23 protein-coding genes and 1 pseudogene are annotated in these 24,631 nt (G+C 70.5%); 12 read left to right on the top strand and 12 right to left on the bottom strand.

Going from position 1 to position 24,631, the window contains the following annotated elements; genetic code table 11:
• Positions 1 to 67 precede the first annotated feature (67 nt).
• Positions 68 to 958: a hypothetical protein gene (locus ACZ7P3_RS23490; RefSeq protein WP_472084676.1), complete on the top strand. Its 891-nt coding sequence runs from the start codon at positions 68 to 70 to the stop codon at positions 956 to 958.
• 21 nt (positions 959 to 979) lie between these two features.
• Here ACZ7P3_RS23490 and ACZ7P3_RS23485 read toward each other — a convergent pair whose 3' ends face one another.
• On the bottom strand, positions 980 to 2,932 hold the full coding sequence (locus tag ACZ7P3_RS23485) for an MFS transporter (protein ID WP_472084674.1): 1,953 nt from the start codon (positions 2,930 to 2,932) through the stop codon (positions 980 to 982).
• 201 nt (positions 2,933 to 3,133) lie between these two features.
• Positions 3,134 to 5,782, bottom strand: a complete 2,649-nt coding sequence (locus ACZ7P3_RS23480) for a D-alanyl-D-alanine carboxypeptidase (protein ID WP_472084672.1) — start codon at positions 5,780 to 5,782, stop codon at positions 3,134 to 3,136.
• A gap of 196 nt (positions 5,783 to 5,978) precedes the next feature.
• Here ACZ7P3_RS23480 and ACZ7P3_RS23475 point away from each other — a divergent pair, with 196 nt between their 5' ends.
• From ACZ7P3_RS23475 to ACZ7P3_RS23465, 3 genes are all read left to right on the top strand, one after another.
• Positions 5,979 to 6,734 (top strand): GOLPH3/VPS74 family protein, encoded by a 756-nt coding sequence (locus ACZ7P3_RS23475; protein WP_472084671.1) that lies wholly within the window; start codon positions 5,979 to 5,981, stop codon positions 6,732 to 6,734.
• Positions 6,735 to 6,977: 243 nt separating this feature from the next.
• Entirely contained in the window at positions 6,978 to 7,835 is an 858-nt protein-coding gene (locus tag ACZ7P3_RS23470; RefSeq protein WP_472084669.1) for a helix-turn-helix domain-containing protein, read from the top strand.
• Between the two features lie 191 nt (positions 7,836 to 8,026).
• Complete coding sequence (locus ACZ7P3_RS23465; protein ID WP_472084667.1) at positions 8,027 to 8,218, top strand: DUF397 domain-containing protein; 192 nt, start codon at positions 8,027 to 8,029, stop codon at positions 8,216 to 8,218.
• Between the two features lie 156 nt (positions 8,219 to 8,374).
• Here the strand turns inward: ACZ7P3_RS23465 and ACZ7P3_RS23460 are convergent, their stop codons facing one another.
• The 3 genes from ACZ7P3_RS23460 to ACZ7P3_RS23450 form a co-directional block, all read right to left on the bottom strand.
• Positions 8,375 to 9,265, bottom strand: coding sequence for a MerR family transcriptional regulator (locus tag ACZ7P3_RS23460; RefSeq protein WP_472084665.1), 891 nt, complete (start codon positions 9,263 to 9,265; stop codon positions 8,375 to 8,377).
• 64 nt (positions 9,266 to 9,329) lie between these two features.
• Positions 9,330 to 9,836 carry a glutathione peroxidase gene (locus ACZ7P3_RS23455; RefSeq protein WP_472084663.1) on the bottom strand — a complete coding sequence of 169 codons (507 nt, stop codon included), beginning with the start codon at positions 9,834 to 9,836 and terminating at the stop codon, positions 9,330 to 9,332.
• Positions 9,837 to 9,897: 61 nt separating this feature from the next.
• Entirely contained in the window at positions 9,898 to 10,980 is a 1,083-nt protein-coding gene (locus ACZ7P3_RS23450; protein ID WP_472084661.1) for an ArsR/SmtB family transcription factor, read from the bottom strand.
• Between the two features lie 273 nt (positions 10,981 to 11,253).
• On the opposite strand from ACZ7P3_RS23450, the gene ACZ7P3_RS23445 reads away from it, so the two are divergent.
• Positions 11,254 to 12,444: an MFS transporter gene (locus ACZ7P3_RS23445; RefSeq protein ID WP_472084659.1), complete on the top strand. Its 1,191-nt coding sequence runs from the start codon at positions 11,254 to 11,256 to the stop codon at positions 12,442 to 12,444.
• On the opposite strand, the gene ACZ7P3_RS23440 is transcribed toward ACZ7P3_RS23445, so the two are convergent.
• A complete protein-coding gene (locus ACZ7P3_RS23440; protein WP_472084657.1) occupies positions 12,389 to 13,360 on the bottom strand; it encodes a slipin family protein in 972 nt (323 codons plus the stop codon). The genes ACZ7P3_RS23445 and ACZ7P3_RS23440 overlap by 56 nt on opposite strands.
• A 236-nt stretch (positions 13,361 to 13,596) precedes the next feature.
• Between ACZ7P3_RS23440 and ACZ7P3_RS23435 the strand changes: the two genes are divergently transcribed.
• A complete protein-coding gene (locus ACZ7P3_RS23435; RefSeq protein ID WP_472084655.1) occupies positions 13,597 to 14,952 on the top strand; it encodes a M23 family metallopeptidase in 1,356 nt (451 codons plus the stop codon).
• A 380-nt stretch (positions 14,953 to 15,332) separates the two neighbouring features.
• Here ACZ7P3_RS23435 and ACZ7P3_RS23430 read toward each other — a convergent pair whose 3' ends face one another.
• The 3 genes from ACZ7P3_RS23430 to ACZ7P3_RS23420 all read right to left on the bottom strand — a co-directional run bounded on the left by ACZ7P3_RS23430 (position 15,333) and on the right by ACZ7P3_RS23420 (position 17,306).
• Positions 15,333 to 16,517, bottom strand: coding sequence for a flotillin family protein (locus ACZ7P3_RS23430; protein WP_472084653.1), 1,185 nt, complete (start codon positions 16,515 to 16,517; stop codon positions 15,333 to 15,335).
• Between the two features lie 11 nt (positions 16,518 to 16,528).
• Entirely contained in the window at positions 16,529 to 16,780 is a 252-nt protein-coding gene (locus ACZ7P3_RS23425) for a hypothetical protein (RefSeq protein ID WP_472084651.1), read from the bottom strand.
• 127 nt (positions 16,781 to 16,907) lie between these two features.
• On the bottom strand, positions 16,908 to 17,306 hold the full coding sequence (locus tag ACZ7P3_RS23420) for a hypothetical protein (protein WP_472084649.1): 399 nt from the start codon (positions 17,304 to 17,306) through the stop codon (positions 16,908 to 16,910).
• 103 nt (positions 17,307 to 17,409) lie between these two features.
• Between ACZ7P3_RS23420 and ACZ7P3_RS23415 the strand changes: the two genes are divergently transcribed.
• The 3 genes from ACZ7P3_RS23415 (at position 17,410) to infA (ending at position 19,808) form a co-directional block, all read left to right on the top strand.
• A complete protein-coding gene (locus ACZ7P3_RS23415; RefSeq protein WP_472084647.1) occupies positions 17,410 to 18,372 on the top strand; it encodes a zinc-dependent alcohol dehydrogenase family protein in 963 nt (320 codons plus the stop codon).
• Positions 18,373 to 18,681: 309 nt separating this feature from the next.
• The gene (locus ACZ7P3_RS23410; RefSeq protein WP_472084645.1) at positions 18,682 to 19,479 is read left to right on the top strand and encodes a GNAT family N-acetyltransferase; all 798 of its coding nucleotides are present in this window, start codon (positions 18,682 to 18,684) and stop codon (positions 19,477 to 19,479) included.
• 104 nt (positions 19,480 to 19,583) lie between these two features.
• Positions 19,584 to 19,808 (top strand): translation initiation factor IF-1, encoded by a 225-nt coding sequence (infA, locus tag ACZ7P3_RS23405; protein WP_391831895.1) that lies wholly within the window; start codon positions 19,584 to 19,586, stop codon positions 19,806 to 19,808.
• On the opposite strand, the gene ACZ7P3_RS23400 is transcribed toward infA, so the two are convergent.
• A complete protein-coding gene (locus ACZ7P3_RS23400; protein ID WP_472084643.1) occupies positions 19,771 to 20,883 on the bottom strand; it encodes a hypothetical protein in 1,113 nt (370 codons plus the stop codon). The two genes, infA and ACZ7P3_RS23400, sit on opposite strands and share 38 nt — an antisense overlap.
• A 59-nt stretch (positions 20,884 to 20,942) precedes the next feature.
• On the opposite strand from ACZ7P3_RS23400, the gene gcvH reads away from it, so the two are divergent.
• A complete protein-coding gene (gene gcvH / locus ACZ7P3_RS23395) occupies positions 20,943 to 21,368 on the top strand; it encodes a glycine cleavage system protein GcvH (protein ID WP_472084641.1) in 426 nt (141 codons plus the stop codon).
• Between the two features lie 96 nt (positions 21,369 to 21,464).
• Here the strand turns inward: gcvH and ACZ7P3_RS23390 are convergent, their stop codons facing one another.
• Positions 21,465 to 21,602 (bottom strand): hypothetical protein, encoded by a 138-nt coding sequence (locus ACZ7P3_RS23390; protein WP_472084639.1) that lies wholly within the window; start codon positions 21,600 to 21,602, stop codon positions 21,465 to 21,467.
• Between the two features lie 771 nt (positions 21,603 to 22,373).
• Here ACZ7P3_RS23390 and ACZ7P3_RS23385 point away from each other — a divergent pair.
• Complete coding sequence (locus ACZ7P3_RS23385) at positions 22,374 to 23,144, top strand: SDR family NAD(P)-dependent oxidoreductase (protein ID WP_472084637.1); 771 nt, start codon at positions 22,374 to 22,376, stop codon at positions 23,142 to 23,144.
• A gap of 369 nt (positions 23,145 to 23,513) precedes the next feature.
• Here the strand turns inward: ACZ7P3_RS23385 and ACZ7P3_RS23380 are convergent.
• A pseudogene (locus ACZ7P3_RS23380) lies at positions 23,514 to 23,762 on the bottom strand (hypothetical protein); the annotation flags it as partial.
• 414 nt (positions 23,763 to 24,176) lie between these two features.
• On the opposite strand from ACZ7P3_RS23380, the gene ACZ7P3_RS23375 reads away from it, so the two are divergent.
• Positions 24,177 to 24,572, top strand: coding sequence for a hypothetical protein (locus ACZ7P3_RS23375; protein ID WP_472084635.1), 396 nt, complete (start codon positions 24,177 to 24,179; stop codon positions 24,570 to 24,572).
• Positions 24,573 to 24,631 lie beyond the last annotated feature (59 nt).

The raw sequence follows: 24,631 nt of genomic DNA, 5'->3' as shown, positions 1-24,631 counted from the left end.
TGGCGCATCATCTGACGGAGCGTCAGAGTATGGGCGAGTGCAGGAGGACGGAAGGGGAGGAGCGTTCATGCCGGAACAGAGCGACACCCGTGGGGAGACCGACAGCGGGAGCGGGGCCGACACCCGCAGTGAGCTGTACGCCGAACTGGCCGGGGCGGGTCCCTACGGCGTCCACCCCGGCCACGCCCTGATCACCATGGTCGAGCCGCACCCCGGCCACGAGTACGCCTACAACCGCTGGTACGAGGACGACCACTACTACGCCGGCGCGATGGCCATGCCCTGGATGTACGCCGGCCGCCGCTGGGTCGCCACCCGGGACCTGCAGCTCCTGCGCCACCCCGAGAAGTCGGCGATCGCCCAGCCGGTCACCGCCGGCTGCTACCTCTCCACGTACTGGATCACCGACGGACGCTACGACGACCACATGAAGTGGACCGTCGCCATCAACAAGCGCCTCAACCGCGACGCCCGCGTCTACCACGACCGCACCCATGTCTTCACGGCGTTCCAGGACCACGAGACGACGGTCTACCGGGACGGCGCGGCGGGCCCGAGGGACTTCCACGCCCTCGACCACCCGTACGCGGGCCTGGTGATGGAGGTGATCGACGCGGACTCGGCCGAGCAGCGGGTTCAGCTGCTGGAGTGGCTCCGGACCCGCCTGCTGCCCCGCTGGCTGGCGGGTTCCCCGTCCGCGATGGTCACGGTCTTCCGGCCCACCCCGCTGCCCGGCGACCGCATGACCTATGTCAAACAGGTCGAGGGCGTCGACACCCGGCTCACCCTGCTGTGGTTCCTGGAGACGGACCCGCGGGAGTGCTGGGAGGGCCACTTCACAGGGCTGGACGACCAGCTGACCCGGACGGGCCTGGGCAGGGTCCAGCTGGTGGCCCCGTTCATCCCGACGATCCCGGGCACGGACAGGTACGTGCCGGAACTACGGGGGGAGGGGTAGAGGGGGCGGAGCCCCCGGGGGTCACTTCAGCTCGTCCGGGCAGGGGGTGCCGCGAGGCAACTGGTACGGCGCCGCCAACCGATACGTTCCCGCCTTCGGCGCCAGCAGCATCGTCCACTTGTCCCCCTTCGCATCCTCCGGCGTCTCCATCAGACACCCGTTGACGTTGTCGTACGTCTTCGGCACACCCTCGGCCCGATGCTTCGACGCCTCCGTCTCCTGCGGCGCCTTCAGGCTCTTGCCGTGCGCGTCGACCACGCTCAGCCAGGGCGAGTACGGGATCCTGATCAGGATGCGCCCGGCCTTGCGCACCTCCAGCGTCATCTCACCCTGCTCGGCCCGGTCCACCACCGCGTCGGGCTCGGCGAGCGGCGCCGGGTCGGTCACCTTGAACAGCTGCCAGTTGGCGTCGCCCCAGATCTGCTTCAGGTACGGCATCCCGCGCCGCAGCAGCGCCTGCTCACGCTCGCCGCCGTCCCCGTCCGGGTTGTCCTTCGGCAGCACGACGAAGTGCACGGCCCACCGCTGGAGCCACTCGTGGTAGTTCGCCGAGTTGAGCGTGTCGTCGTAGAAGAGCGGGTTGCGCTCCATGTCGGCCTGCCGGTTCCAGCCGCGGGCCAGGTTGACGTAGGGCGCCAGCGCGGAGGCCTCGCGGTGCGAGCGCACCGGGACCACCTCGACCCTGCCCTTCTCGGCGCCGACCTGCTGCAGCTGGTTGACCAGCGGGGCCAGCTCGCGGGCCCAGGACGCCGCCGGGGTGGTGTGCATGATGTCGTCGACCGACTTGAAGCCGATCCAGCCGACCACGCCCAGGAACGCCACCACGGTCAGGTACCACTTGCGCGAGCGCGGCACCGTGAACGGCAGCGCGGCGATCAGGGTCGCACCCGCGAACAGCATCGGCAGACGCGAGATGTTCGAGCCGATCTGCGAGTTGATCAGCCACACCAGGATCACGCCGAGGCTGTAGACGGCGGCCGTCAGCCGTACGGTGATCCATTCCTTGGGGACGAGGAACAGGCACAGCAGGCCGTACGACAGGGGAAGTATCACCGAGCCGATCGTCATCGGCTGGGTGCCCGAGAACGGGAACAGCCAGGCCGAGACGGCGACCACCGCCGAGGGGGCGAGCCCCAGCGCCCAGGCTCCCGGCCGTCGCTTCTGCAGGAACAGCGCCGCCGCGATCAGGCCCACGAACAGCCCCGCGACCGGCGAGGCCATCGTGGCGAGCGCCGCCAGCGGGGCGGCGACCAGGGCCTTCGCCCAGCGTTTGTACCGCCACCGGTAGGGCCAGCAGAAGACGGCCGCGACCGCACCGAGCGCGAACAGCGTGCCGAGCCCGAAGGTCACCCGGCCGGACAGCGCGTTGCAGACCAGTGCGAAGACCCCGGCGAGCGAGGCCCACAACGGGTTCTTCACGGCCCGGCTGCGGATGAGGATCAACGTCAGCAGGCCCGCCGAGATGGTCCCGGCGATCATCAGCGTCGTACGGACGCCGAGCACGGACATCAGATACGGCGACACCACGCTGTACGACACCGGGTGCATGCCCCCGTACCAGGCGAGGTTGTACGCCGAGTCCGGGTGGCGGCCGACGAACTCCGCCCAGGCGTCCTGGGCCGCGAGGTCGCCGCCGCTGTTGGCGAACGTGAAGATCCAGATGATGTGCAGGACACCCGCGAGAGCTGTGATGGACAGCACGGGGTGTCGCAGGAGCCGCTGCCGCAGGGGCTCGGCGGCGATGAGGAGACGGGCGAGTCTGCCGTCCGGGCGCAGGCCCGGGTGTGTGTCCGGACGTGTGCCCTGAGGTGCGTCCCCCTGCGCGTCCGGACGCGTGGTCGGACGCGCTTTCGGATGCGTGCCGGGACGACCGCCGGCGCGATCGTCCGTGTCAGCGGCGGACAGGCGTATTCGCGGGCCGGATCCCGGGTCCGGATCGGCGTCGTCGGCGCGTGTCGGCTCGGTTGTGGCCACCTGAAGGCACTCCCCGTGTCCCGTCTTCTGTTCTCGGCCGCTTCCCTCGATGTTCCCGGCCGCTTTCCGTCCAGTTCGCGGCCCTGTCCCGTGACCGGCGACCTGCCCCGATTCGTGACGCTAGCACGCACCCCGCCGCGGGGCTCCGTCGGCGGGGTGCGGTAGCGGTACGGCCGAGGGTCCCGGCCCGGTCGGGACGGGTCAGCCGAGGCGGGTCAGCTTGTCCGTGAGGCCGGGTTCGATCAGGTCCTTCTGCAGAGCCACCGGCACCTTCACGGCACCCGCGGCCGAACCGTCACCCACGGTGAGCGAGCCGACCGTGGTGCCGGCCTTCGCGGTGTGCGGCAGCGTCCCGGAGGTGAAGGACAGCTTCACCTTCAGACCGGCCCAGCCGGCCGCGGTGACGTCCTTGGTGGCCACGACCGGCGTACGGCCGCCGAGCCCGTCGTCGACGTACCCGACGACATCGCCCTTCTTCAGGATCGTCGCCGACTTCAGAGCGCCCTGCGCGGACCGGATCAGCTTGTCGCCGGCATCCAGGACGCCGCTGATGATCGTGTTGTCGTCGCCACCGGCGGGCTGCCGCATCACGGCCCCGATGATGGTGCGCGTCTCCCCGCCGACCTGCTGCTTCGCCGCGAAGACGAGGTTGCCGAGGGCGGAGGTGGTGGTGCCGGTCTTGATGCCGACCACGTTGTTGTAGCCGACCAGCCGGTTGTAGTTGAGGTGCTTGGCGCCCTTGTAGTCGACGTAGGACATCATCGCCGCGACCTCGCGGAACGCGGGCTGCTCCATCGCCTTCTTGGCCAGCTTCAGCTGGTCCACGGCCGTGCTGACCGTCGAGTCCGTCAGGCCCGAGGGGTCCGTGTAGGTGGTGTTGGGCATGCCGAGTTCCTTGGCGGCGGCGTTCATCTTCGCCACGAACGCCTTCTCGGAATGCGAGTCCCAGCGGGCGAGCAGCCGGGCCACGTTGTTGGCGGAGGGCAGGAGGATGGCCTCCAGGGCCTCGCGCTCGGAGATCTTGTCGCCGGCGGTGACCGGGACGGTGGACTCCTGGCCCGCGTCCGACTGCTCCTCGGCGGGCTTGTCGATCGTGATCTTCGGACCGTCCTCACCGCTCTTGAGCGGGTGGTCGCGCAGGATCAGGTACGCGGTCATCACCTTCGCGACGCTCGCGATCGGTACGGGCTTCTGGGCGCCGGAGGAGCCGAAGCTGCCGATGCCCTGGACGTCGAGGGCGGCCTGGCCCTGGGAGGGCCAGGGGATGCCGGGCTTGCCGCCGTCGAAGGTGAAGGTGTCCTTCACGGTGAGGTCGAGGGTGGGCCGGGGCAGCGGGCGGAAGGCCTGTACGACCGCCAGGACGACCACCAGGAGCAGGACCAGGGGGGTCCAGATCTTGACCCGGCGGACGATCGTGCGGACCGGGGTCTCCGGGGGCGGGGGCGTGTTCGTCAGCTCGGCCAGCAGGTCCAGCGGCGGCTTGGGCGGGAGCGGCTGCTGGGTGGTGCGCTCGGGGCCGACCTGCGGGACGGTGGTGGTGACATCGGGGTTCTTGAGCGGGACGAACTTGCTGCCGCCCAGCTTGAGCATGGTGGTGGGCTGGTCGACCTCGGGCTTCTTCGGGCGGAGGGCCTTGAAGACGGTGGTGGGCTGGTCGACGCCCTTCGCCTGCGGCGCGGCGGCTGCCTCGGCTTCGCCGTCGGTGCCGGTCCCGTCCCCAGCCGCACCATCCGTGCGGCTCTCGTCCTCGGCTGCGGGTGGCCCCTGAGGACCACCTTCACCGTCGGCGGCTGCGGCCTCGTCCGCGGCACCGGCCTTCGGCTTGTCCGCGTCGCCGGCCTTGGCCTCGGTCTTGCCCTCGGCCTTGTCGGCGGTCTGCGGCTCGTCCGCGTCGCCGGCCTCTGCCCCGGCCTCGGCCTCTGCCCCGGCCTCGTTCTTGTCGGCGGCCTTTGCGGCCGTGTCTATGCCCTCGGCCCGGTCCGAGACGTCGTCAGCCTCCGCGTCCGCCTCGGCCTTCGCGTCCGATTCCGAGGTGGCGTCAGCCTTTACGTCCGCGTCGGCGTCCGCGTCGGCGTCCGCGTCGGCGTCGGCGTTGGCGTCCACGTCAGCGTTGGCGTCCGTGCCCGTGCCCGTGCCCGTGCCTGCGTCGGCGTCCGCTGTCGGCTCGGCGTTCGCATCGGCCTTCGCGTCGGCCTTCTCCCCCAGGGACTCCGGCTCGGCCTTGGCCTCGGCCTTCTCCTTCGCCGGCTTCTCCGGCCGGTCGGCCTTCGCGTCCTCGCCGGCCCCGGAGGCGGCCGTCTTCTCGGCCGTCCGCTCGTCCTCGCGCGCGGTCTTCTGCTCGGTCCCTTCGGGGTCTTCGGTCTTCTCGGGACCCTTCGGACCCTCGGTGCTCTGTGAGCCCTCGGGCTTCCGGGACCCCTCGGTGCCCTCAGGTGTCTTTGCAGATGCGTCGGTTTCGGGGTTCGGCTTCTTCGTGGTGTCCGCCGAGCGGACCCAGGCCGAGACCGCCTCGCGGAGGTCGGCGTCCTCGTCCTTGGGGGCCTTGGGGTCCTCCGATGCGTCAGAGGCCTTGGATGCCTCGGACTTCTCGGCATCCCCGGAGCCCTTGGCGTCCGCGGACTTCTCGGCGTCCCCGGAGCCCTTGGCGTCCTTGGCGGATTCGGCGGCTTTCTTCACGTCCCGCACCGACAGGACCTTCGTCGCGGTGTCCGCCGCCCCGTTCGCTGAATCCTTTTCGCGGGAGACGGCCAGACGCGGATCGCGGGCCTCGGGAACCGGACCCGCGCTCCCCGACGTCGGTTCCGCCGACGACTCGTGCTGCTTCGACCTGTCGGGGGACTCGCCCGCCACCGATGCCTCCTCCGTGCGCCGCACGCCCACGCGCGCGGCCTGTCCGAACCATGTACCAGTGTCCTGTGTGAGGGCTTGGCCCCTGTGGTAGACGAGAACGACATACCTACCGGTTCCCTCACGAACCGGTCACGCACCCTCGACAGACCAATGTGAGAGGGGTCACCCTGTCATTCATCCACGCGGGGAGGCATGGATGGGCAGGAGCCGCAGAACACTTCCGGAGGAGCTTCTGCTGCTGGCATTGGACCCGACCACGGGTACCACTGCACAGCCGCAGTCGCTCGACCTCGGTCTGGCCGGAGCGCAGCTAGTGGAGCTGGCGCTGGCCGGACGGATAGCCCCAGACGGGGATCGTATCGCCGTGGTGGTACCACGGCCGACTGGAGATCCGACTTTGGACTGCGCGTTGGAGTTGCTGCGAAGGCGTGGCGCTCCTGTGCGGGCCGTCCATTGGATCGGCGGGCCCCGGCTGGGGCTGCGTCAGACCTACCTCTCGCATCTCGAACGGTGCGGCATGGTTGCCGCCGTGCCGGGGCAGATGTGCGGAGTACTGCCGACGACTCGTTACCAGGCGACGGACACCGAAATCAGCAGGGAGATCCGTTCCCGGCTGGATTGCGCGATCCGCACCGGCGTACCGCCGGACCCGCGGACCGCGGCGCTCGCCGCCCTGGCACACGCCGTCGGCCTCGGCAAGCACCTGTATCCGGGGAACGAGGGGCGTTCGTCCCGCTCCCGGCTGCGGGACCTGATCCGGCACGACCCCATGGGCGGGCTGGTCGCGCATGCCGTGATGGACGTACAGAACGGCGCGGTGGCCCAGCCGCGGCGCGGACCGGCCACGGCCGGCCGGCCGGCGGGGCCCGCGGTCAGGACCACGGCGGAACCCGCACGCGGGGTTCCGATGCAGCCGCACCATGGGTCCATGGCGCGCGCCGTGGCCCACTGAGCCGCACCGTCGGTCCGCAGGACCCGGTACGGGAGCCGCTGGTACGAGCGGGGTGGCGGGACCCTCGTGGTCCCACCGCCCCGCTCGACCGCATCCGCACGTCCGTCAATCCGTGCCCGAACTGACGCGTACGCGCCGCATATCCACCGTTTCCCAGCGGTAGAAAGCACCTTGGTGGCAGTCTGCTCAGCAGCAGATACGCAAAGTGTCAGGTACAGGCAGGCAGCCGGAGGTGCACGTCCCGTGGCGTCCAATGTCAATCCCACCGTCAGGCGACGCCGGCTGGGCCAGGAGCTGCGCAGGCTCCGCGAGCTCAAGGGCATGACGGCCGAAGAGGTGGCGGAGCGACTGCTCGTGTCGCAGTCGAAGATCAGCCGGCTGGAGAACGGCCGCAGAAGCATCAGTCAGCGCGATGTGCGCGACCTGTGCGGGGTGTACGAGGTCGAGGACCAGCGGATCGTCGACTCGCTGATGGAGATGGCCCGGGACTCGCGGCAGCAGGGCTGGTGGCACACGTTCGGGGACATCCCGTACAGCGTCTACATCGGCCTGGAGACCGACGCCGAGTCGCTGCGGGTGTACGAACCCCAGCTGGTGACCGGTCTGTTGCAGACCCGCGCCTATGCGGAGGCCCTGGTGCAGGGCGCGTTGCCGGAGACGTCGACGGCGGAGATCGAGAAGCGCGTGCAGGTGCGCATGCGCCGACAGGAACGTATCACCGCCGAGAACAACCCTCTTCGGCTGTGGGTGGTGCTGGACGAGGCGGCGCTGCGCCGGGTCGTCGGCAGCAAGCTGGTGATGCGCGAACAGCTGGAGCACCTGATCGAGATGTCCCAGCTGCCGCACGTCACCGTGCAGGTCCTGCCCTTCGAGGTGGGCGCACACCCGGGGCTCAACGGGCAGTACGCGATCCTCGAGTTCACGGACGCGGCCGACTCCAGCGTCGTCTATCTGGAGGGCGTCACCAGCGACCTGTACCTGGAGAAGGCGCTGGACGTGCAGAAGTACGCCGTGATGTACGAGCACTTGCGGGCACAGTCCCTCAATGTGGAGCAATCCCGGCAATACATCTCGGATGTAGCGAAAACCTACGCCGATTGAGCCCTGCTCCACAGGAAGTGCCGGATCGTACACTGTGAGTCCGCTTTCGCGGAAGGCTCACTTGGAATATGCCATCCGCTTGAGTGAACGGCTACTCCGGCAAGGGCGGTTGCCCGGTAGCGTCGATCACGCCAATCAGACGACAAGGTTGGCGTGAACCGCACCACCAGCAACTCGCAACAGGAGTGGACATGGCACTGATTCAGGGCGCTTCGGAGACGTGGATGAAGTCCTCCTATTCCGCGGGCAACGGCGCCTGCGTCGAGGTCAAGTCGCCCACCACCATGGAACTCGCCGTACGCGACTCCAAGGTCATCGAGGGTCCGGTCCTGGCGTTCCCCGCCGAGGCGTGGAACGTCTTCGTGGCCTCGGTCAAGGCGTAGGGAGCCCTCTCTGACGCTCCCTCGCGGACTCGTCCGACGACAACTGCACAAGCACCACCCCGCAGAGCCCTCTCGACGAGTCGCCGTCCTTGCCGAGGGGGCTCGGCCCTTTCCAGCGCTCGGCTTTCATCCCCGGGACCCGGCCCTCCCCGCGGCTCATGCTCCGTGGGCGGCCGTCGGCGGGCGCACGGGGAAGGCCACGTCACAGACCGGGTCCCCGGCTCCCGCCGCGTCCCAGTCCGCGAAGTACACCTCGCGGCAGGGGCCGGCCGTCTCCAGCCCCTCCTGGGCCATCCAGTGCTCCACCGCCTCGAAGGCGGTGAGGATCTGCGGATGCGCCACCTGTGCCTTGCTGATCCGGGTGCGGGCCAGCCGGGCCGCCGGCTCCACCCGTACCCGCGTCGCCCAGGGGCCGCCGTGCCGCTCCACCCAGGCCCGGGCCGCCGCCTCGTCGGCCACCGGAACACAGGACTCGGCGGGCCCGTCACTCTCCATCGACACCTCGGAGTGGTAGACGACGAACGGCGCACCGGCGACGCCCCCGCACTCCCGCGCGGCCTCCTCCAGACGGCCCAGCGACGCGCCGATCCACGTCGGCAGCTCGTCCGCCAGCGTGTGGCGGGACTCGGTGATCACCACCTGCGCCGGCACGTCCACCGTCTCGACCACGAACCTGTCGTACATCTCGGAGCTCCTCCCCGACAGCCGTCCACGGAGGTACTCGGCGAGGGTCCGCTGCCCGGCCACCCGGGTCTCCACGGCCGCCCAGTAGGCGGCGAGCCGGTCGGCCGCCTCGGCGCCCCCGGCCCCGACCACCTCGGCGATCCGGGCCAGTGGCATGTCCAGCTGCCGCAGCAGGGCCACCAGACGGGCGCGCTCCACCTGGCCGGCGCGGTAGTAGCGGTAGCCACTGGCCTCGTCGACATGCGCCGGTTGCAGCAGCCCGAGCCGGTCGTACAGCCGTAGTGCCTTGGCCGACAGGCGGGCCCGCGCGGCGAACGCGCCGATGGTGAGCAGCTCCTCGTCCACGATGCCATCCTCCGTCACCGGGCGGCTCTTTCCGCCCGGTGACAGGGACGCTCTCCCTTGCCCCAGGGGCAAGGTCAACCGGCTAGGCCAGCTGCTTCTCGATGGCCGCCACGACCTCGGCGGACTCCGGCTCGGTCTGCGGCGAGAACCGCGCGACGACCTGCCCGTCCGGGGCGATCAGAAACTTCTCGAAGTTCCAGCGGATGTCCCCGCTGTGCCCCGCGGCGTCGGCGAAGCCCACCAGACGCTCGTACAGCGCGTGCCGGCCCTCCCCGTTCACCTCGACCTTCTCGGTCAGCGGGAAGGTCACGCCGTACGTCGCCGAGCAGAACTCGGCGATCTCCTCGGCGGTGCCGGGCTCCTGCCCGAGGAACTGGTTGCAGGGCACGCCGAGCACGGTGAAGCCCTGCCCGGAGAACCGCTCCTGCAGCTGCTCCAGACCCGAGTACTGCGGGGTCAGGCCGCACTTGGAAGCCACGTTCACGATGAGCACGGCCTTGCCCGCATACTGCGGCAGGTTCGCGGAGCCGCCCCGCAGGGCGCCGATCTCGGTGTCCAGCACGGAACCGTTGTGGTCAGTAGTCGTCATGGTGCGGATGCTAGCCCCGGCGGGTTACGGACCAGGGTTACGGGCACCTTTCCAGTCTCCCTCAGCCCCCGGCTGCCCCGGCCCCGGGCCGCGTCCGGCCCGTCCCGGCCCCCGGGCGCGTCGGGCCCGTCCCGGCTCCCGGTGGTGTCGGGTCCGTTCCGGCCCCCGGTGGTGTCGGGTCCGTCCCGGCCTCCATCAGCACCTCACCCGCCGCCGTCCGGGCGTAGAGCACAGACCGCCCGGCACGTCGCCGCTGCACCAGCCCCGCCTCCCGCAGCACCTTCAGATGCCGGCCCACCGAGCCCAGCGCCTGCCCGGTGACCGCGGTCAGCTGGGTGGTGCTCATGGGCGAGCCGAGAAGCGCGAGGACCGCGGCCCGGGCCGGCCCGAGCAGCGCGCCCAGACTCGCCGGCACGGCCCGGTCGTCCCCGCCCGCGAGGACACCGGCGCAGGGATAGACCACGGCGTACCGCTCCCCTTCCTCCCAGGCCACCCACCCCGTCCGCTGCGGCGTCACCGGCACGAAGAGCAGCTCGGCACCCGAGATCTCGCGGGGCGGATACTCGTGCAGATTGACCTGGAACCGGTTCTCCCCGAGCCACCGCGTCCCGCCCGGCCGCAGGGAGTCCAGCGCGCTCACCCAGCCACCCCGGCTCACCTGGGCGGTCCGCGCCACCACATCCGCCTCCAGCACCCGCCTGCGCCGCTCCCAGTACGGCCGTACGGCCTCCTGCCACACCCACTCCAGCAGCGCGGCCGCCCGCTCCGGCAGGTCGTCCCGGTCCAGCACGGCCGGCAGCGGCCCGGCGAGGGCGAGACGCAGATGGGCGCGGGCGTCGGCGGGCCCGGCCGCGCGCACCCGGGCGACCTCGTCGGCGAAGTCCTCCCCGGCGCGGGGGGTGGGCGTGAGGAAGTCGGCGATCCAGTCCCGGCCCAGCCCCGCCCGCACCAGGCGGGCCGTCACCGGGTCGGCCGTGAGCCGCGCCCGGTAGCCGGGCAGGTGGTCGCGCAGCCACTCCCGCTCGCCGGGGTGTGCGCCCTGCCCCGAGTGCAGCAGTTTCAGGCTCGCGAAGGTCTCGGCGAGCGGGGAGAGGACGAACCGGCTGCGGGCCAGGGTGTCCGCGTTCAGCTGCCACCAGCCCACGGATCCCCCCTTCCCACGACCCTTCCGCGGCCTTGTCCGCGGTCTTTTCCGAGCCCGCCTCTTCCGAGCCCGCCTCTTCCGAGCCCGCCCCTTCCGAGCCCGCCCCTTCCGATCCCGCCTCTTCCGAGCCTGCCTTTTCCGCGGACCTCTCCGACCTCTCTGCGGACCACTCGGCGGGCCTCTTCGCGAACCTCTCGGCGGACCCTTCCGCGACCTTTCGCGCGACGGCGAAACAATAACGAGTGCTGCCGGGCCGGTCCGAGACTCCGGGGCATGCCCCGATACCGATCCCTGTTCCGGACCCCGGAGTTCACCCAGCTGTTCTTCGGAGCGGCCGCACAGACCGCCGCCCAGACCGTCGGCGGACTCGCCCTCGGCACCCTCGTGTACCGGGCGACCGGCTCCCCGCTGCTGTCGGCGGTGAGCATGTTCGGCCCGTCGCTGGCCCAGGTGCTCGGCGCGACCTTCCTGCTCTCCGGTGCCGACCGGCTGCCCCCGCGCACGGCCCTCACCGCCGTCTCGCTCACCTTCGCGGCCGGGACGGCGGTCCAGGCGCTGCCGGGCCTCCCGGCCGGCGCGCTCTTCGCCGTCGTCCTGCCGCTGGGCCTGGTCGCCTCGCTCGGCGGCGGGGTCCGCTGGGGTCTGCTGAACGAGATCCTCGCCAAGGACGGCTATCTGCCCGGGCGTTCGCTCTTCAACATGATGAGCGGGCTGATGCAGATCACCGGGTACGCCACCGGCGGCGCCCTGCTCACCGCTCTGTCCCCGCGGACCTGTCTGCTCCTCGCGGCGGCCCTGTACCTGACGGCCGCGTTCGTCCTGCGCCTCGGCCTCACCCGCCGCCCGCCGCGCGCCACCGGCCGCCCCTCCCCGGCGGCGACCCGGCGCACCAACGCGCTGCTGTGGTCCGCCCGTACGCGCCGTCTCACCTATCTGGGGCTGTGGCTGCCCAACGGCCTCGTCGTCGGCTGCGAGTCCCTCTACGTGTCGTACGCCCCCGACGCGGCCGGCACCCTGTTCGCCTGTGCGGCGCTGGGCATGTTCGCCGGGGACGTGACGGTCGGGAGGCTGATCCCGGCCGCCGTACGTCCCCGGCTCGCGACGCCGCTGCTCCTGCTCCTGGCGACGCCGTACCTGCTGTTCTGCGCGCGTCCGCCGGTCGCCGTGGCCGCCGTGTGCGTGACCGTGGCCTCCGCCGGATTCGGCGCGAGCCTGGTCCAGCAGGAGCGGCTGATGAGCCTGACCCCGGACGAACTGGCCGGTCACGCCCTCGGGTTGCACTCGGCGGGGATGCTGGCCCTGCAGGGCGTGAGCGCGACGCTGGCCGGCTCGCTGGCCCAGCTGACCTCGCCCGGCCGGGCGATGACGGTGATGGCGGCGGCCTCGCTGGCCGTGACCGGCTCGCTGGCTATGGCCGGCCGTCGTTCTCCTGCGGCTGCTGTTCCGGAACGCTCTTCGCGATGAGGTCGACGGCGAGATCCAGGGCGTTCTGCACGCCGGGGTTCTGCACGCCGGGGTTCTGCCCGTCGTGGGTCTGCGTGCCGGTGTTCTGGGCTCCGGTGTTCTGGATGCCCGCGTTCGGGGCGTCGGGGTGCCGCGTGCCGGTGTTCTGGGCGCCGAGGTTCGCGGCGGCGCGGTCGAAGTACCGCAGCAGCTCGACGGGGAACGGCATCACCAGCGTGGAGTTCTTCTCGGCGGCGACCTCGACGACCGTCTGGAGGAGACGCAGCTGCATGGCCTCGGGGGTGTCCGACATGATCCTCGACGCGTTGGCGAGCTGCTGGGCCGCCTGGAACTCACCGTCCGCGGTGATGACCCGGGCCCGCCGCTCCCGCTCGGCCTCGGCCTGCCGTGACATGGACCGCTTCAGCGACTCGGGAAGCTGGACGTCCTTGATCTCGACGCGGTCGATGTGGATGCCCCACCCCGTGGCGGGGCTGTCGATCATCAGCGCCAGGCCCTCGTGCAGCCGCTCCCGGTCGCTCAGCAGATCGTCCAGGTCGCTCTTGCCGATGATGGAGCGCAGGGAGGACTGGGCGACCTGCCCGACGGCGAAGACGTAGTCCTGCACCTCGATGGCCGCCCGCAGCGGGTCGGTCACCCGGAAGTAGACGACGGCGTCGACCTTCACCGACACGTTGTCCTTGGTGATGCCCTCCTGCGTGGGCACCGGCATGGTCACGATCTGCACGTTCACCTTGCGCATGCGGTCGGCGAACGGGATCAGGAAGGTGACACCGGGCTGCCGGTGGGTCGGCAGCGCCTTCCCCCACCGGAACACGACCCCGCGCTCCACCTGGTTGACGACCCGCATTCCGCTCTTCAGCACGAGCAGCACGAGCAGGACCACCAGCACCACTGCGACGACAGTGCCTTCCATGGCACTCCATTCTCCGACGCGACTTCCATCCGGTTGCGGACAAGGGGGAGGACACCACGGCGGGGGTCTCCGGATGCGGACGCGGCGTCAGGGATCCGTAAAGAAAGCGACACGTGCTCGTCGCCGGCCGCCCTGTCCGGCGAACCCCCGCCGCACTCCTGATCGTCTTCCAGAGGGCCGCGCGGTGCACCTCGCAGGCGGCCGACTGCCGCAGAGCCGGAACCATGGGGGAGCACATGCAGGAACAGAACCCGACGTCCGACGCCGTGCCCTCGTCCGCGCCGCCGCCGGGGGGCGGGACTCCGCCGGCGCGGAGCGGAACTCCGCCGCACGAGGCCGTGACCGGGCCGCCGGAGGGTGGCGAGCCGGAGGGTGGCGAGACCCCGCCGTCGGAGGGCGACGGAGCCCTGCCGCCCGAGGCCCAAACCCTGACCCGCTTCCTCGCGGCGGACCCGGCCGGCCGGGCCCGGCTCGCGCCCGGCGTCGCCCAGGCGGTCGGCGCGGACAGGATGGAGCGGATCGTCGAGGCCACACTCGCCCGCACCGGTACCCCCGTCACCGTCACGGACAGCCCCGACGGCCTGATCGTCACCGGCCCGCGGGGCAGGGTCCGCGCCTGGGCCCGGCAGACCGACGACGGCGAGGAGATCACCGGCCTGCTCCTCGAAGGAGACCTCTACGAGCCCCCGGCCCGACGCCGGCGCCTCCCGGAATTCGTCCCCTGGCTGGTGTTCCTCCTGCTGGACGCCTTCTGGAGCGTCCTCACGATCCGGGCGGCCGGCAGCCGCCTCTCATGGTGCGCGTGGATGGCCGTCCTCGCCGCCTTCTTCGTCTTCGCCGAGGGTGTCGGTGCCCCCGCGCAACAACCCCGCCTGCGCCGCCGCGCCGCCCGGGCGGTCGCCCTCCTCCCGCTCCTCTCGGCCTACCGTCTGCCGACCCTGCCCACCGGAGACTTCACCCCGGCCCTGGTGATCGCCCCGGCGCTGCTCGCCGCGGCCGTGGGCCTGGTGGCCCGGGCGCGCCTCCACCACTGGCGCACCCCCGTCTCCCAGCCCCTCCGCTTCCCCCTGGAGGGCACCTGGTACGTCGTCCAGGGCGGCGGCAGCCTCGTCAACCACCACACCGGCGTCCCGGAACAACGCGCCGCCCTGGACCTGGTCGCCCTCGGCCCCCACGGCACCCGCACCCGCCCCGGCGACGACCTGGCCGCCTACGCCGCCTACGGCCGACCCGTCCGCGCCCCCAGCGCCGGCCGCGTGCTCTCGGCGGTCACGACCCTCCCGGACCAGCGCCCCGGAGAGACCCGCTACGCACCGCGCTACGGCAACCACGTCGTCCTCGACACGGGCCGCGAGATCATCGAACTGGCCCATCTGCGCCCGGGTTCGGTCACCGTGAAGCCGGGCGATGTCGTCGAGGCGGGCCGGCTCCTCGGCGAGGTGGGCAACAGCGGCAACTCGACGGAACCGCACCTGCATCTGCACGCGGAACGTGACGGGGTGGGTCTGGACCTGCGGTTCAGCGGCGTCAAGGGGCGCCTGTACCGAGGGCGCAGGATCAGGGGGGACGGTGCGCCGGGCGACCTGGGCTGAGCCGAACGCCGCGACGGGCGCTGCCGCTTGTGAGGTTGCCGCTCGTGGCGGGGGAGGGCTCCCAGTCAGCCCAGCTCCGATTGCCCGAGTTGTGGCATTCATCCAGACTCGGCCGTAGTAGGACCGTCCTACGAAAGAAGGGAGTATCCAGATGATCGTCGTCAACCTGCTCGGTGAAGTCCTCGCCCTCCTCGGCGGCTTGCTCTAGGCCGTCACTGGCAGACCCATTCCGCGGAATGGCGGCCCAGCCCCGTCCTGTTCGGTGACGGGGCCGGACGCTTTGCGGGAGACCCGGGACGCTCCGCGCGAGCCCTCCGACGCTCCCGAAGCCACCGGCCGCCGTCGGAAGCTCCCGGTCGAGGCCGGCTGCCCCTGGACGACTAGTCGACGTCCACCGGACCGTCGTCCGACCTCTTCTCCTTGCTGGTCGGCAGCTGCAGCAGGCCCTTGCCCTTGCCCTCCTCGGGGCGCTGGCCGTCGGAGTCCTGGCCGTTCAGGTTCTGCCGGACCGAGTCGAGGATCGTCAGGCCCTGGGACACCAGGCCGGCGGCGATCTCGCCGAGGCCGTCCGCGCCGTTGAGGACGTTGACGTTGGCACCGGCGAGGCCGCCGGCCGCTTCCTTCACGATCTGCGGGAGCTGGTCGATCAGCATCCGGTCGAGCGCGACCCGGTCGTACGAGGCCGCCGCCTCCGCCTGGATCTTCATCCGCTGCGCCTCGGCGGCCGCGAGGATCCTGACCCGCTCGGCCTCGGCCTCGGCGGGCTTCACGACCTCGGCCACCAGCTGCTGCTGGCGCAGCTTGGCCTGGCGCTGGGCCAGCTCCGTCTGGGCGGCGAGCACCTCCTGCTGGGCGTGTGCCTGCGCCAGCGGCCCGGCCTGCGCGGCCTGCGCCTGGGCGCGGTCCACCTCGGCCGAGTACTCCGCCTTGACGACGGCGGTCTGCCGGGCGTACTCGGCCTGCTTGCGGGCCGCCGCCTGCTCCGCCTCGACGGAGGCCTGGGTGGCCTGCGCCTGGGCGATCAGGGCCTGCCGCTGGATCGCCGCCTTGTGCGGCGCGGACATCGCGTCGATGTAGCCGGTGTCACCGTCGTCGATCGACTGGATCTGCAGCGAGTCCACGATCAGACCGATCTTCGCCATCTCCGTCTTCGAGGTGTCCAGGACCTCGGCGGCGAGCTTCTGCCGCTCGGTGACGATCTCCTCGACGGTCATCGAGCCGATGATGGCCCGCAGATGGCCGGCGAAGATCCGGCCGGTCAGCACCGACATCTGTTCCTGGTCGGAGAGGAACCGCTGGCCGGCGTTGATGATGCTCTCGTGGTCGTTGCCGACCTTGAAGGCGATGACCGCGCGCACGTGCAGGGAGATGCCCTGCTTGGTCACACAGGTCTCGGTGACCTCGGCCTCGCACATCGACAGCGTGAGGAAGCGGGTCTTACGGAAGATCGGGAGCACGAACTTGCCGTGCCCCGTCACCACTCGGAACGGCGCTCCCCCCAGTCCCCGCCGGCCCCCTGAGATCAACATCGCCTCGTCGGGAGCGGGAACGCGGTATCCGAACATGCTGTTACTCCTCAGCCGGCGCCGACGGTATCGCCGTCGAGCGCGTCCAATGGATCCACCCACTCGATGACGCCGACTTCGCGGCATCCACGTGATTCGATCACGAGCACCGACGCGCCCGAGGGGAGGGGATCCTCCGACCAGGCGAGGAAGGTCTCGGAGCCGCCCCTGACCCGTACCAGGACCTCGCCGGGGCCCGCGGATCCGCGGGTTCCGATCAGAACCTTCCCCGTGCAGCCGATCACGGCCTCGTCCTGCGGCATCACCGGCCGTCCTCCTGTTTCCTGGCCCAGCATTCCGACGATAGACCCACCCCGGCCGGGTACCCAACGGGTGGGCGGACCCGGGCTGCGCCGCCGGGGCGGACGGAGCCCCGGCGGCGCTTCCGGCTCATGCGGACGCCGCGGGCGCGAGGCCCTTTCCCGGGCGTACGGCCCGGAGGCCGGAGGCGGCAATGTCCCCTGAGCCGGGGAGCGGATCGGATCCCGGAATTCCACAGCCGGATATCACGGACGACGCCCGACCACTTCTTCTCCCCCCGGCCCACTTCTTCTCCCGATCACTTCTCTTCTCGGCCACTTCTCCACACGCGCGGAAGATCAGCCGGAATCCGAGGTTCTGCCGGGGCGGCCCGGCCACGTTATTCTTGAGGACGAGGTCGATCTCTTCATCGCCGGTGAGACGGTCTGTCCCGGCGGCCTGCAAGTCGGGATGCACTTTCTGAACCCAGATCCGTGTCCGGAACGCCCGCCGAGTCCGTCGGGTGCCGAGAGTCGAAAGCTCGCTCATGTCGCAATCCATGCGTGCGCTCGTAGCCGGAAAGGTCGGTGAGCCGGCCGATGTCCTGCGGCTGGAATCCCGCCCCGTTCCCACTCCGCAGGCCGGTCAGGCGTTGGTCCGCGTGAAGGCGACTCCGATTCACGCCAGCGATCTGCACGTGCTGCGCGGCCGCTACGGCTTCTCCCCCGAGTTCCCCGCTGTGGTGGGCCTGGAATGCGTGGGCCGTATCGAGGCCCTGGGCCCGGACACGGAGGGACTGAAGACCGGTGAACGCGTGGTGACCGTCGGGGTGGCCGGCACCTGGCAGGAATACCTTGTTGCCGATGCACAAAGGCTCCTGCCGGTCCCCGACCGGCTGAGCGACTCCAGTGCCTGTCAACTCGCCGTCAACCCGTTGACCGCGCTGCTGCTGGTGACGCGCGAACTCGACGTAAAGCCGGGTGAATGGCTGTTGCAGACGGCCGCGGGTTCCACCGTCGGCCGGCTCGTCATTCAGCTGGCCAAGCACCTGGGAATTCGGACGATCAATGTCGTGCGGAGGCGCGATGCCGTCGAGGAGATCAGGGCGCTCGGTGGTGAGGAGGTCATCTGCACCGAGGACGAGGACCTGGTGCAGCGGGTGGCCGAAATAGCGGGACCGGCCGGTGTGCGCAAAGCCGTCGACTGTGTCTCGGGCGAGGTGGGCGCCCAGGTGTCCCAGGCATTGGCTCCCGGCGGAGAGGTCGTGGTGTACGGCGCGCTCTCCACCCATCGGCAGGCCGATCCGGCGGCGCTGACGATTCCGCTGCTGGCACGCTCGGTCATCTACGAGACCAAAGTGGTCCGTGGCTTCTGGCTGTACCGCTGGTTCAGCACGGCCTCACCTCCGGATGCGCTGCACGCGCTGTCCCAGGTTCGCGGTCTCGTCGCCGATGACGTGCTGAGCATCCCCCCGGGCCGGCCGTTCCCGCTCGAAGACTTCACCGAGGCCATTTCGCTCGCCGAAGCACCCGCACACGGCGCCAAACCACTCTTCGTCCTCGATGACGCCCCGGACGGGCAGGACGGCCGGGAAACGGCATCCGGACGGCGGTGACGTGTCGGCGGCGGGCCGCTGTTCCGCCGGACTCGCCGGGGACGGATCCGCAGCCGATGGGCCGGGCGGCGGTGGCGTCGGCCGATGCCCGGGCAGCAACGGGCGGGCTGGGCCGGCCTCGTGGGAATAAATAGGTGGGACCGACCGGTCTCCGCTGGTACGGTCTGGGCAGCCGTGAGAGAGACGCGAGGAGGTGAGACCCATGAAGGCTGTACCGGTGTGGGTGCTCCCCCTTTTCGTCACGGTGGGCGGTTGACTTAGGTGTCGCCGGGAGCGCCTCCGACAAGGCACTCCTGAAAGGCAATTCCTATGAACTCTTTGCATTCCACCTCGGGCACGGACCACCACGCGGTGGTGGTCACGCGGGTCTCGGACATGCAGTGGCACGCCGTGGAGGACGACCGGGTGGTCGGCCGCGGCGATGCTTCGCGCCGGCCCGACGGACGGCTCTTCATCAGCGCCGACGCATGGCACGACGCCGTCTTCGACCGCATCGCCGACGCGATGCTGGCGGACCTGCCGACACCGCTGTACGCCGTGGTCGACGAGGCCGACCACGAGTCGAGGTCCGCCTGGGAGCGGGCCGGCTTCGCCGTCGCACGCCGCGAGCGGGGCTATCTCGTGCCCACCGACCCGCAGATCAGCGGGCTCGGCTCGGTGCGGCCCCCGTCGGACGTGACGATCGTCCCTGCCGGTGAGGCGGAGGAGGGCCCGCTGCGCGCCCTGGACCGCATCATCCGCGACGAGGTCGAGGCCACCGTCGGATGGCGGACGATGCCGGCCGAGGTGCTGCCCCGCCCGGCGGGGACCACCCTGGTCGACCCGTCGAAGTACGCGGTGGCACGGCACTTGGACCAGTACGTGGGGCTGGTCCGGGTGGCGCCGCTGCCCCGGCAGCCACGGATCGGGCTGATCGCCGTCCGGGCCGACAGGCACCGCCGCGGCATCGCCCGGGCACTGCTGGCCCACGCGCTGGGTTCGCTGCACCGCACCGGGACCGCTTCGGCATGGGCCGAGGTGAACGAGTCCAACACCGCGGCAACCGCTCTGTTCGAGGGCATCGGTGCCCGGCACACGGCCAACACCCTGGAACTGGCCCGCCGTTGACGCTCCGCCACACCGCGCCGCACCGCACCGCATCGAGGCCGGCCGCGCGCCGCATTTCATTTCGTGCCGAATACACCGTCGCAGAACGGGAGAAGTGAGAGACCATGACGAAAACTTCAGGAGGCGTGGAAGTCGAAGGCACCGTGGTCGAGTGCCTGCGCAATGCCACGTTCAAGGTGGAGCTCGAGAACGGTCACACCGTGCTCGCCCACATCAGCGGAAAGATCCGGAAGAACTACATCAAGATCCTCCCGTACGACCGGGTGCTCGTGGAACTCAGCCCCTACGACCTCACCCGCGGCCGGATCCGCTACCGCTACCGGACCTGACGGAAGGAGCCGGGGCGGGCGGCAGCGAGCGCGAGCGGCGGCGCGCCGCGATCACGCTGCCCGAGGCGAAGGCCACTCCCGCGGCTGCGACAGCACCGGCGACCCACCAGGAAGGGCCGTGTGCAACGGGCTCTCCGACGACCGTGACGTGCTGCTCGGTGGTCTGCTGCCCGTGGTGGCTGACCACGGTCAGCGTGTAGCGGCCCGGGGGCACGTCATCACGCACCCGGGCATGGCCGGCATAGACCGTGCCCGGGTCGTCGCACTTGCACCCGGGATCGTCGGCGCTGTCCGTTCTGATGGTCACAGGGCCGATGAAGAGGGGTGACCTGACGGTCAGGGAGTCTTCCGATGCGGCGCGCAGGTCGGTGAGCACCACCCGGACGTCGCTGCCGGGCCGTACGGGGGCGGGTGTGTCGCTGCCGGGGAACGCGTTGAGGGGGCCGATGACGAACCGGTAGATCTCTGCCGAGTCCTCGGCCGCGACCTTGAGCTGCGCGGTGGCGACCGTACGGCCGTGACGGGTCGCGGTGACCGGATAGGTGCCCGCGCGCAGGCCCGAGCGGATGCGGTGTTCCGTTCCCGCCTCGTCCGACTGGACCGACTGCGTCGCGCCCTTCTTCACGGGAGCCAGGACGATCGGCTCCTGGAGGGCAGGGGAGGTGACCTCGACCCGGTCCCACCCCGGCGGCATGCCCTCGATGCTGAACCAGAGGGAGTCGCCGGCCGCCAGGATCCTGCCCTGAGGCACGTGGGACTCCAGGCGGACGGCTGCGGCCGGGCCGGCGGACGGAGCCGGGCTCGCTCCCTCGGCCGATGCCCCTGCCGCCGCCCCCGCCAAGGGCGCCACGGCAAGACCGGCGATGCTCACGGCCCGGACTGCGTTGCGGAACAACGATTCCCCTTCGACAAGGACGGTCGGGCCGGTTCGGCCACACCGTTCGGCCGACCAGGAATTCGACCGGCCGAGCAGGAAGAGGACAAAGGCGTACGGCAGGTTGCCGACTGCCTGGAACGCACGCTGCGCGGCCACGCCGCGGGACATGATCCGATCCCCGACGCGCACTATGGGCATGTCGGCAGCATGTAGGCCATAAAGGTGAAAGTACTCCTAAAACGCTCCCATTCCTGGGCATGATGGATGTGTTGATCACCTACGGCTTCAGGGGAGCGCGCGTGTCGAACATTCCGACCGATCTGCGGTTTGCCGAGTCACATGAGTGGGCGCGTCTGGAATCGGACGGCACGATCACGGTCGGGCTCAGCGACCATGCCCAGCACGCGCTCGGGGAACTCGTGTTCGTGGACATGGCTCAGGCCGGCAAAGTCTTCGCGGCCGGGGATGCCGTCGGTGTCGTGGAGTCGGTCAAGGCGGCGTCGGACTTCTATGCGCCGGTCAGCGGCGAAGTACTGGCCGTCAATGAAGAGTTGGAAGGAAGCCCGGAGCTGATCAATGAAGATCCCTACGGCGCTTGGATCTTCAGGTTGAAGCCGTCGAAGTCCGCTGAACTCGACCGTCTTCTTGACCCGGCCGGTTACCGGGCCGCGCTCGGCGAGTAACTCCCACGACGGCTCGACCGCCGTACCGGCGGAGACCGCCTGTGAAGCCTGGCGACGGCATGGAGCTCCGCCAGGCGCGGCAGGCTCTCGTGCGGGTCAGGGGAAGGCGCGGCAGGTGCTTGTGCGGGTCAGATCCAGGCGCGGCAGGCTGAACACCTCGGGCCTGATCGCCCCGCCGGTGAAGGTCAGGTCGACCGTCGCGGTCTCCCCTCCCCACGCGACCACCGAAGTCACCCGCGGCTGCACCCCGGCACAGATCCGGACCCGCCTCGGCCTCACCGGTGACGGCTCGGGCCAGACCATCGCCATCGTCGACGCCTACGACTACCCGAACGCCACCCCGGACGTCAGCTTCGTGGCCGACCCGGCGACGGGCGTCGCCGTCTACACCACCGCTCTGGGGCAGCCCGTGTGGATGGAGGTGGGCGGCACCAGCCTGTCCGCCCCGGTCTGGGGCGCGGTGATCACCGTCGCCGACCAGCTCCGCGCCGCCGCCGGCAAGGCCCCCTGGCCGTCGCGGGTCCGCAGGGCGACACCGCCCACTAGGACGTCTACGCCCTCGGCAGCAAGCTCAACGACGTCACCCAGGGCTCCAACGGCCTGTGCGGCGCCGAGTGCACCGCAGGCCCCGGCTACGACACCGTCACCGGCCTCGGCTCCCCCCTCGCCGGCGTCGACACGGCGCTGGCGGCGATGAAGTAACCACCGTGACCGTCCGTTCAGGCCCGCCCTGCACGGGTGGCCTCAAGGGGCGGGTGCCGCAGTGGGGACGACCGAGGGGGACGCCCCCACCGCAGCACCCCCCAGAAGACCGTGCCCGGCTCCTGCTCCGGCAGCCGGGCACAGTCGCGGGCGATCCTTGCCGGGCTCCGGTCAGTTTCCTGATCCACGCGGATATTCCTTTTGGATCGCCTTTCCGTTTCATGCGCAGCGGGGTTACTGGCTAGGATGAAAGTGAGTGATCATATCGACTCGAGCGGCCTTCGCAAATCAAGGAGGCGAACAATGGAAGGGTTGAAAGGAAAAGCCTTCATCGTAACGGGCGGCGGATCGGGAATTGGTGCCGCCACCGCATTGCGCCTGCTTTCCGCGGGTGCCCGGGTCATGGCTGCGGGCACCCGCGCCGAGGGCCTCGCGCAAACCCGCGACCGGGCCGGGGCGATGGCCGGCAATGTGCTGACGGCCCGGTTCGACCTTCGCGATGAAGCCTCGATCACCTCCCTGGTCGCCCGGACCACCGAGACGTTCGGTCGCCTCGACGGGGTCGCCAACGTCGCCGCGGCGGTCCACCCGGATTTCCTGAGCCGGGACCAGGGCGTGGACACCTTGGACGCCGGCTTGTGGGCCGAGATGATGCAGGCCAACCTCATCGGAACGGCCACCGTGATCCGCGAGAGCCTGCCCGCCCTGGTGGCCGCCGGCGGCGGCTCCATCATCAACGTCTCCTCGGCGGCAGCCTGGCTGGGGGACCCGGCCTTCGCCGCCTACGGCTCCTCCAAGATCGCCCTGCATGCGCTCACGCGGCACACGGCTCGCACGTGGGGCAAGAAGAACGTGCGCTGCAACGCCGTCGCCCCTGGTGCGGTTCTCACGGAAGGAGCAAGGGAAGTGATGGCGGAGGACGCACGGGCGGCCATGCTGGAGCGCACGGCGCTTCCCCGTCTGGGCCGGCCGGAGGACCTGGCCTCCTTCCTCACCTTCCTCCTGTCGGACGAAGGCAGCTGGATCACCGGCCAGATTCTGTCCGTGGACGGCGGCCTGACCATGCGGGAGTAGTCTTCCGCGGCCGGCCCTGGGCCCGCATGCGCCGGCCGGGCGGCTCTCCGCGCAGGCCGGACGGTTACGGCGAGGCACCTTCCGAGGAGCCTGGTCGCGTGTGGCGCAACCCCGAACACGACGAAGGGCCAATTCAGGAGGGAACCCTTCCTCAGCCGGCCTGCCCTTTTGTCTGACGCCCCAGCAGGATACGAACCTGCGACACCCGTTCAGGAGTGGCATCGAATCCTTGCCGGGCACTGTCGCGCGGTGCTGTTTCCCCCGGCCGGAATCGCACGGAAACCCACTTGATCCGGCTCATGCCGCCCGGTATCCGGCCGTCCACTCACGTATCGCTCACGCGCTGCCGACTGCCGGGCAGTGAGCAGGTCAGACCTGGCCGAGGTCGATCTCCACCGGGAAGGGGGCTGCTGCCTCGACGACTCCGGTGAACACGTCTCCGTCCCGGTAGGTCTTCGTCGCGGGGTCGAGAACGTAGCTGTATACGAGAGGAACACCTGTCGCGGCCTGCTCGATCCGCCAGTAGAAGCCGATGCCTGTCGACCTCCAGTAGAAGCCGATGCCTGCCTTGGCGTACTGGTCGACCTTCACGATCCGGTCGGTGGTCTCCGAGCCCGGACGCTACCCTGCGCCCCCGAATCATCCTCATTTGGGGTGGCAGACGCCCATCGGCACCGCGGCATTGGCGCCACGCTCGTGCAGGCACTAGCCACCGACTTCGGATGCAATGTTGCGGATGTGTCCTGATCGACTCGCGTAAGCGCTGCGGGCCGGCGCCTTGCTCGCCGACTCTCACCCGACGGAATCTGGGTCAGCTGAACGGCCTTGCAGCGCAAACCGGAACATCCAACAGGCGGACCATGTGACTCGAGATCAGCACGTCAGGCCCGGCCAGTTCGTCCGAGTCGTCCGTGACCGGACAGCCCGGACAGTCGCCTTCAATCCTGTCCGGGCTGTTTGGGCCGACAGCGCTCGTTGCGCTGCTTGGTACCTCCCTGACGCCCGGATCTCTCCGCCTGCGAGAGTGGTCCCGTGATCCTGGATCCTGAGAACACTCTGTTCGTCCGTGGTGCCACGCCCGTGCTTCTGCTGGCCGACGCGCCCGTTCACGATGCCCTGCCGCTGCTGGCTGCGTCGGACGGGGCGGTGCCCTTGTGTGAGGGGTGGAGCATTGTCCCTCGACTCACCCTGTGTGTCGTAGACGGACCTGGGGACCACGGACTCGTTGTCCCCGCTCTCGCCGCGCCGGTGGTCGGGGGCGCCGATGATGGCGAGGCATCGAATGGCATGGGCGACTGGTGCGCGGATGCTGTGCAGGCCGGCGGCGCAGTCGTCCTGTCTTTGGAGCAGCTACCCGAGGCGCTCGATTGGTCTGCCTTGCTGTCCTCGGGCACCGCCCGCGGTGGTTTCATGCCTGCGCTGGCCTGACGGCAGGATCGTCGGACTTGCGCGGCCAGCATGGCGCCTGCTTGCTGCGCGAGCCCAGG

The organism is Streptomyces sp. NPDC107581, assembly GCF_055657175.1.
Note: the sequence above shows the minus strand (reverse complement) of the source record. Positions and strands in the feature narration are given on the sequence as shown.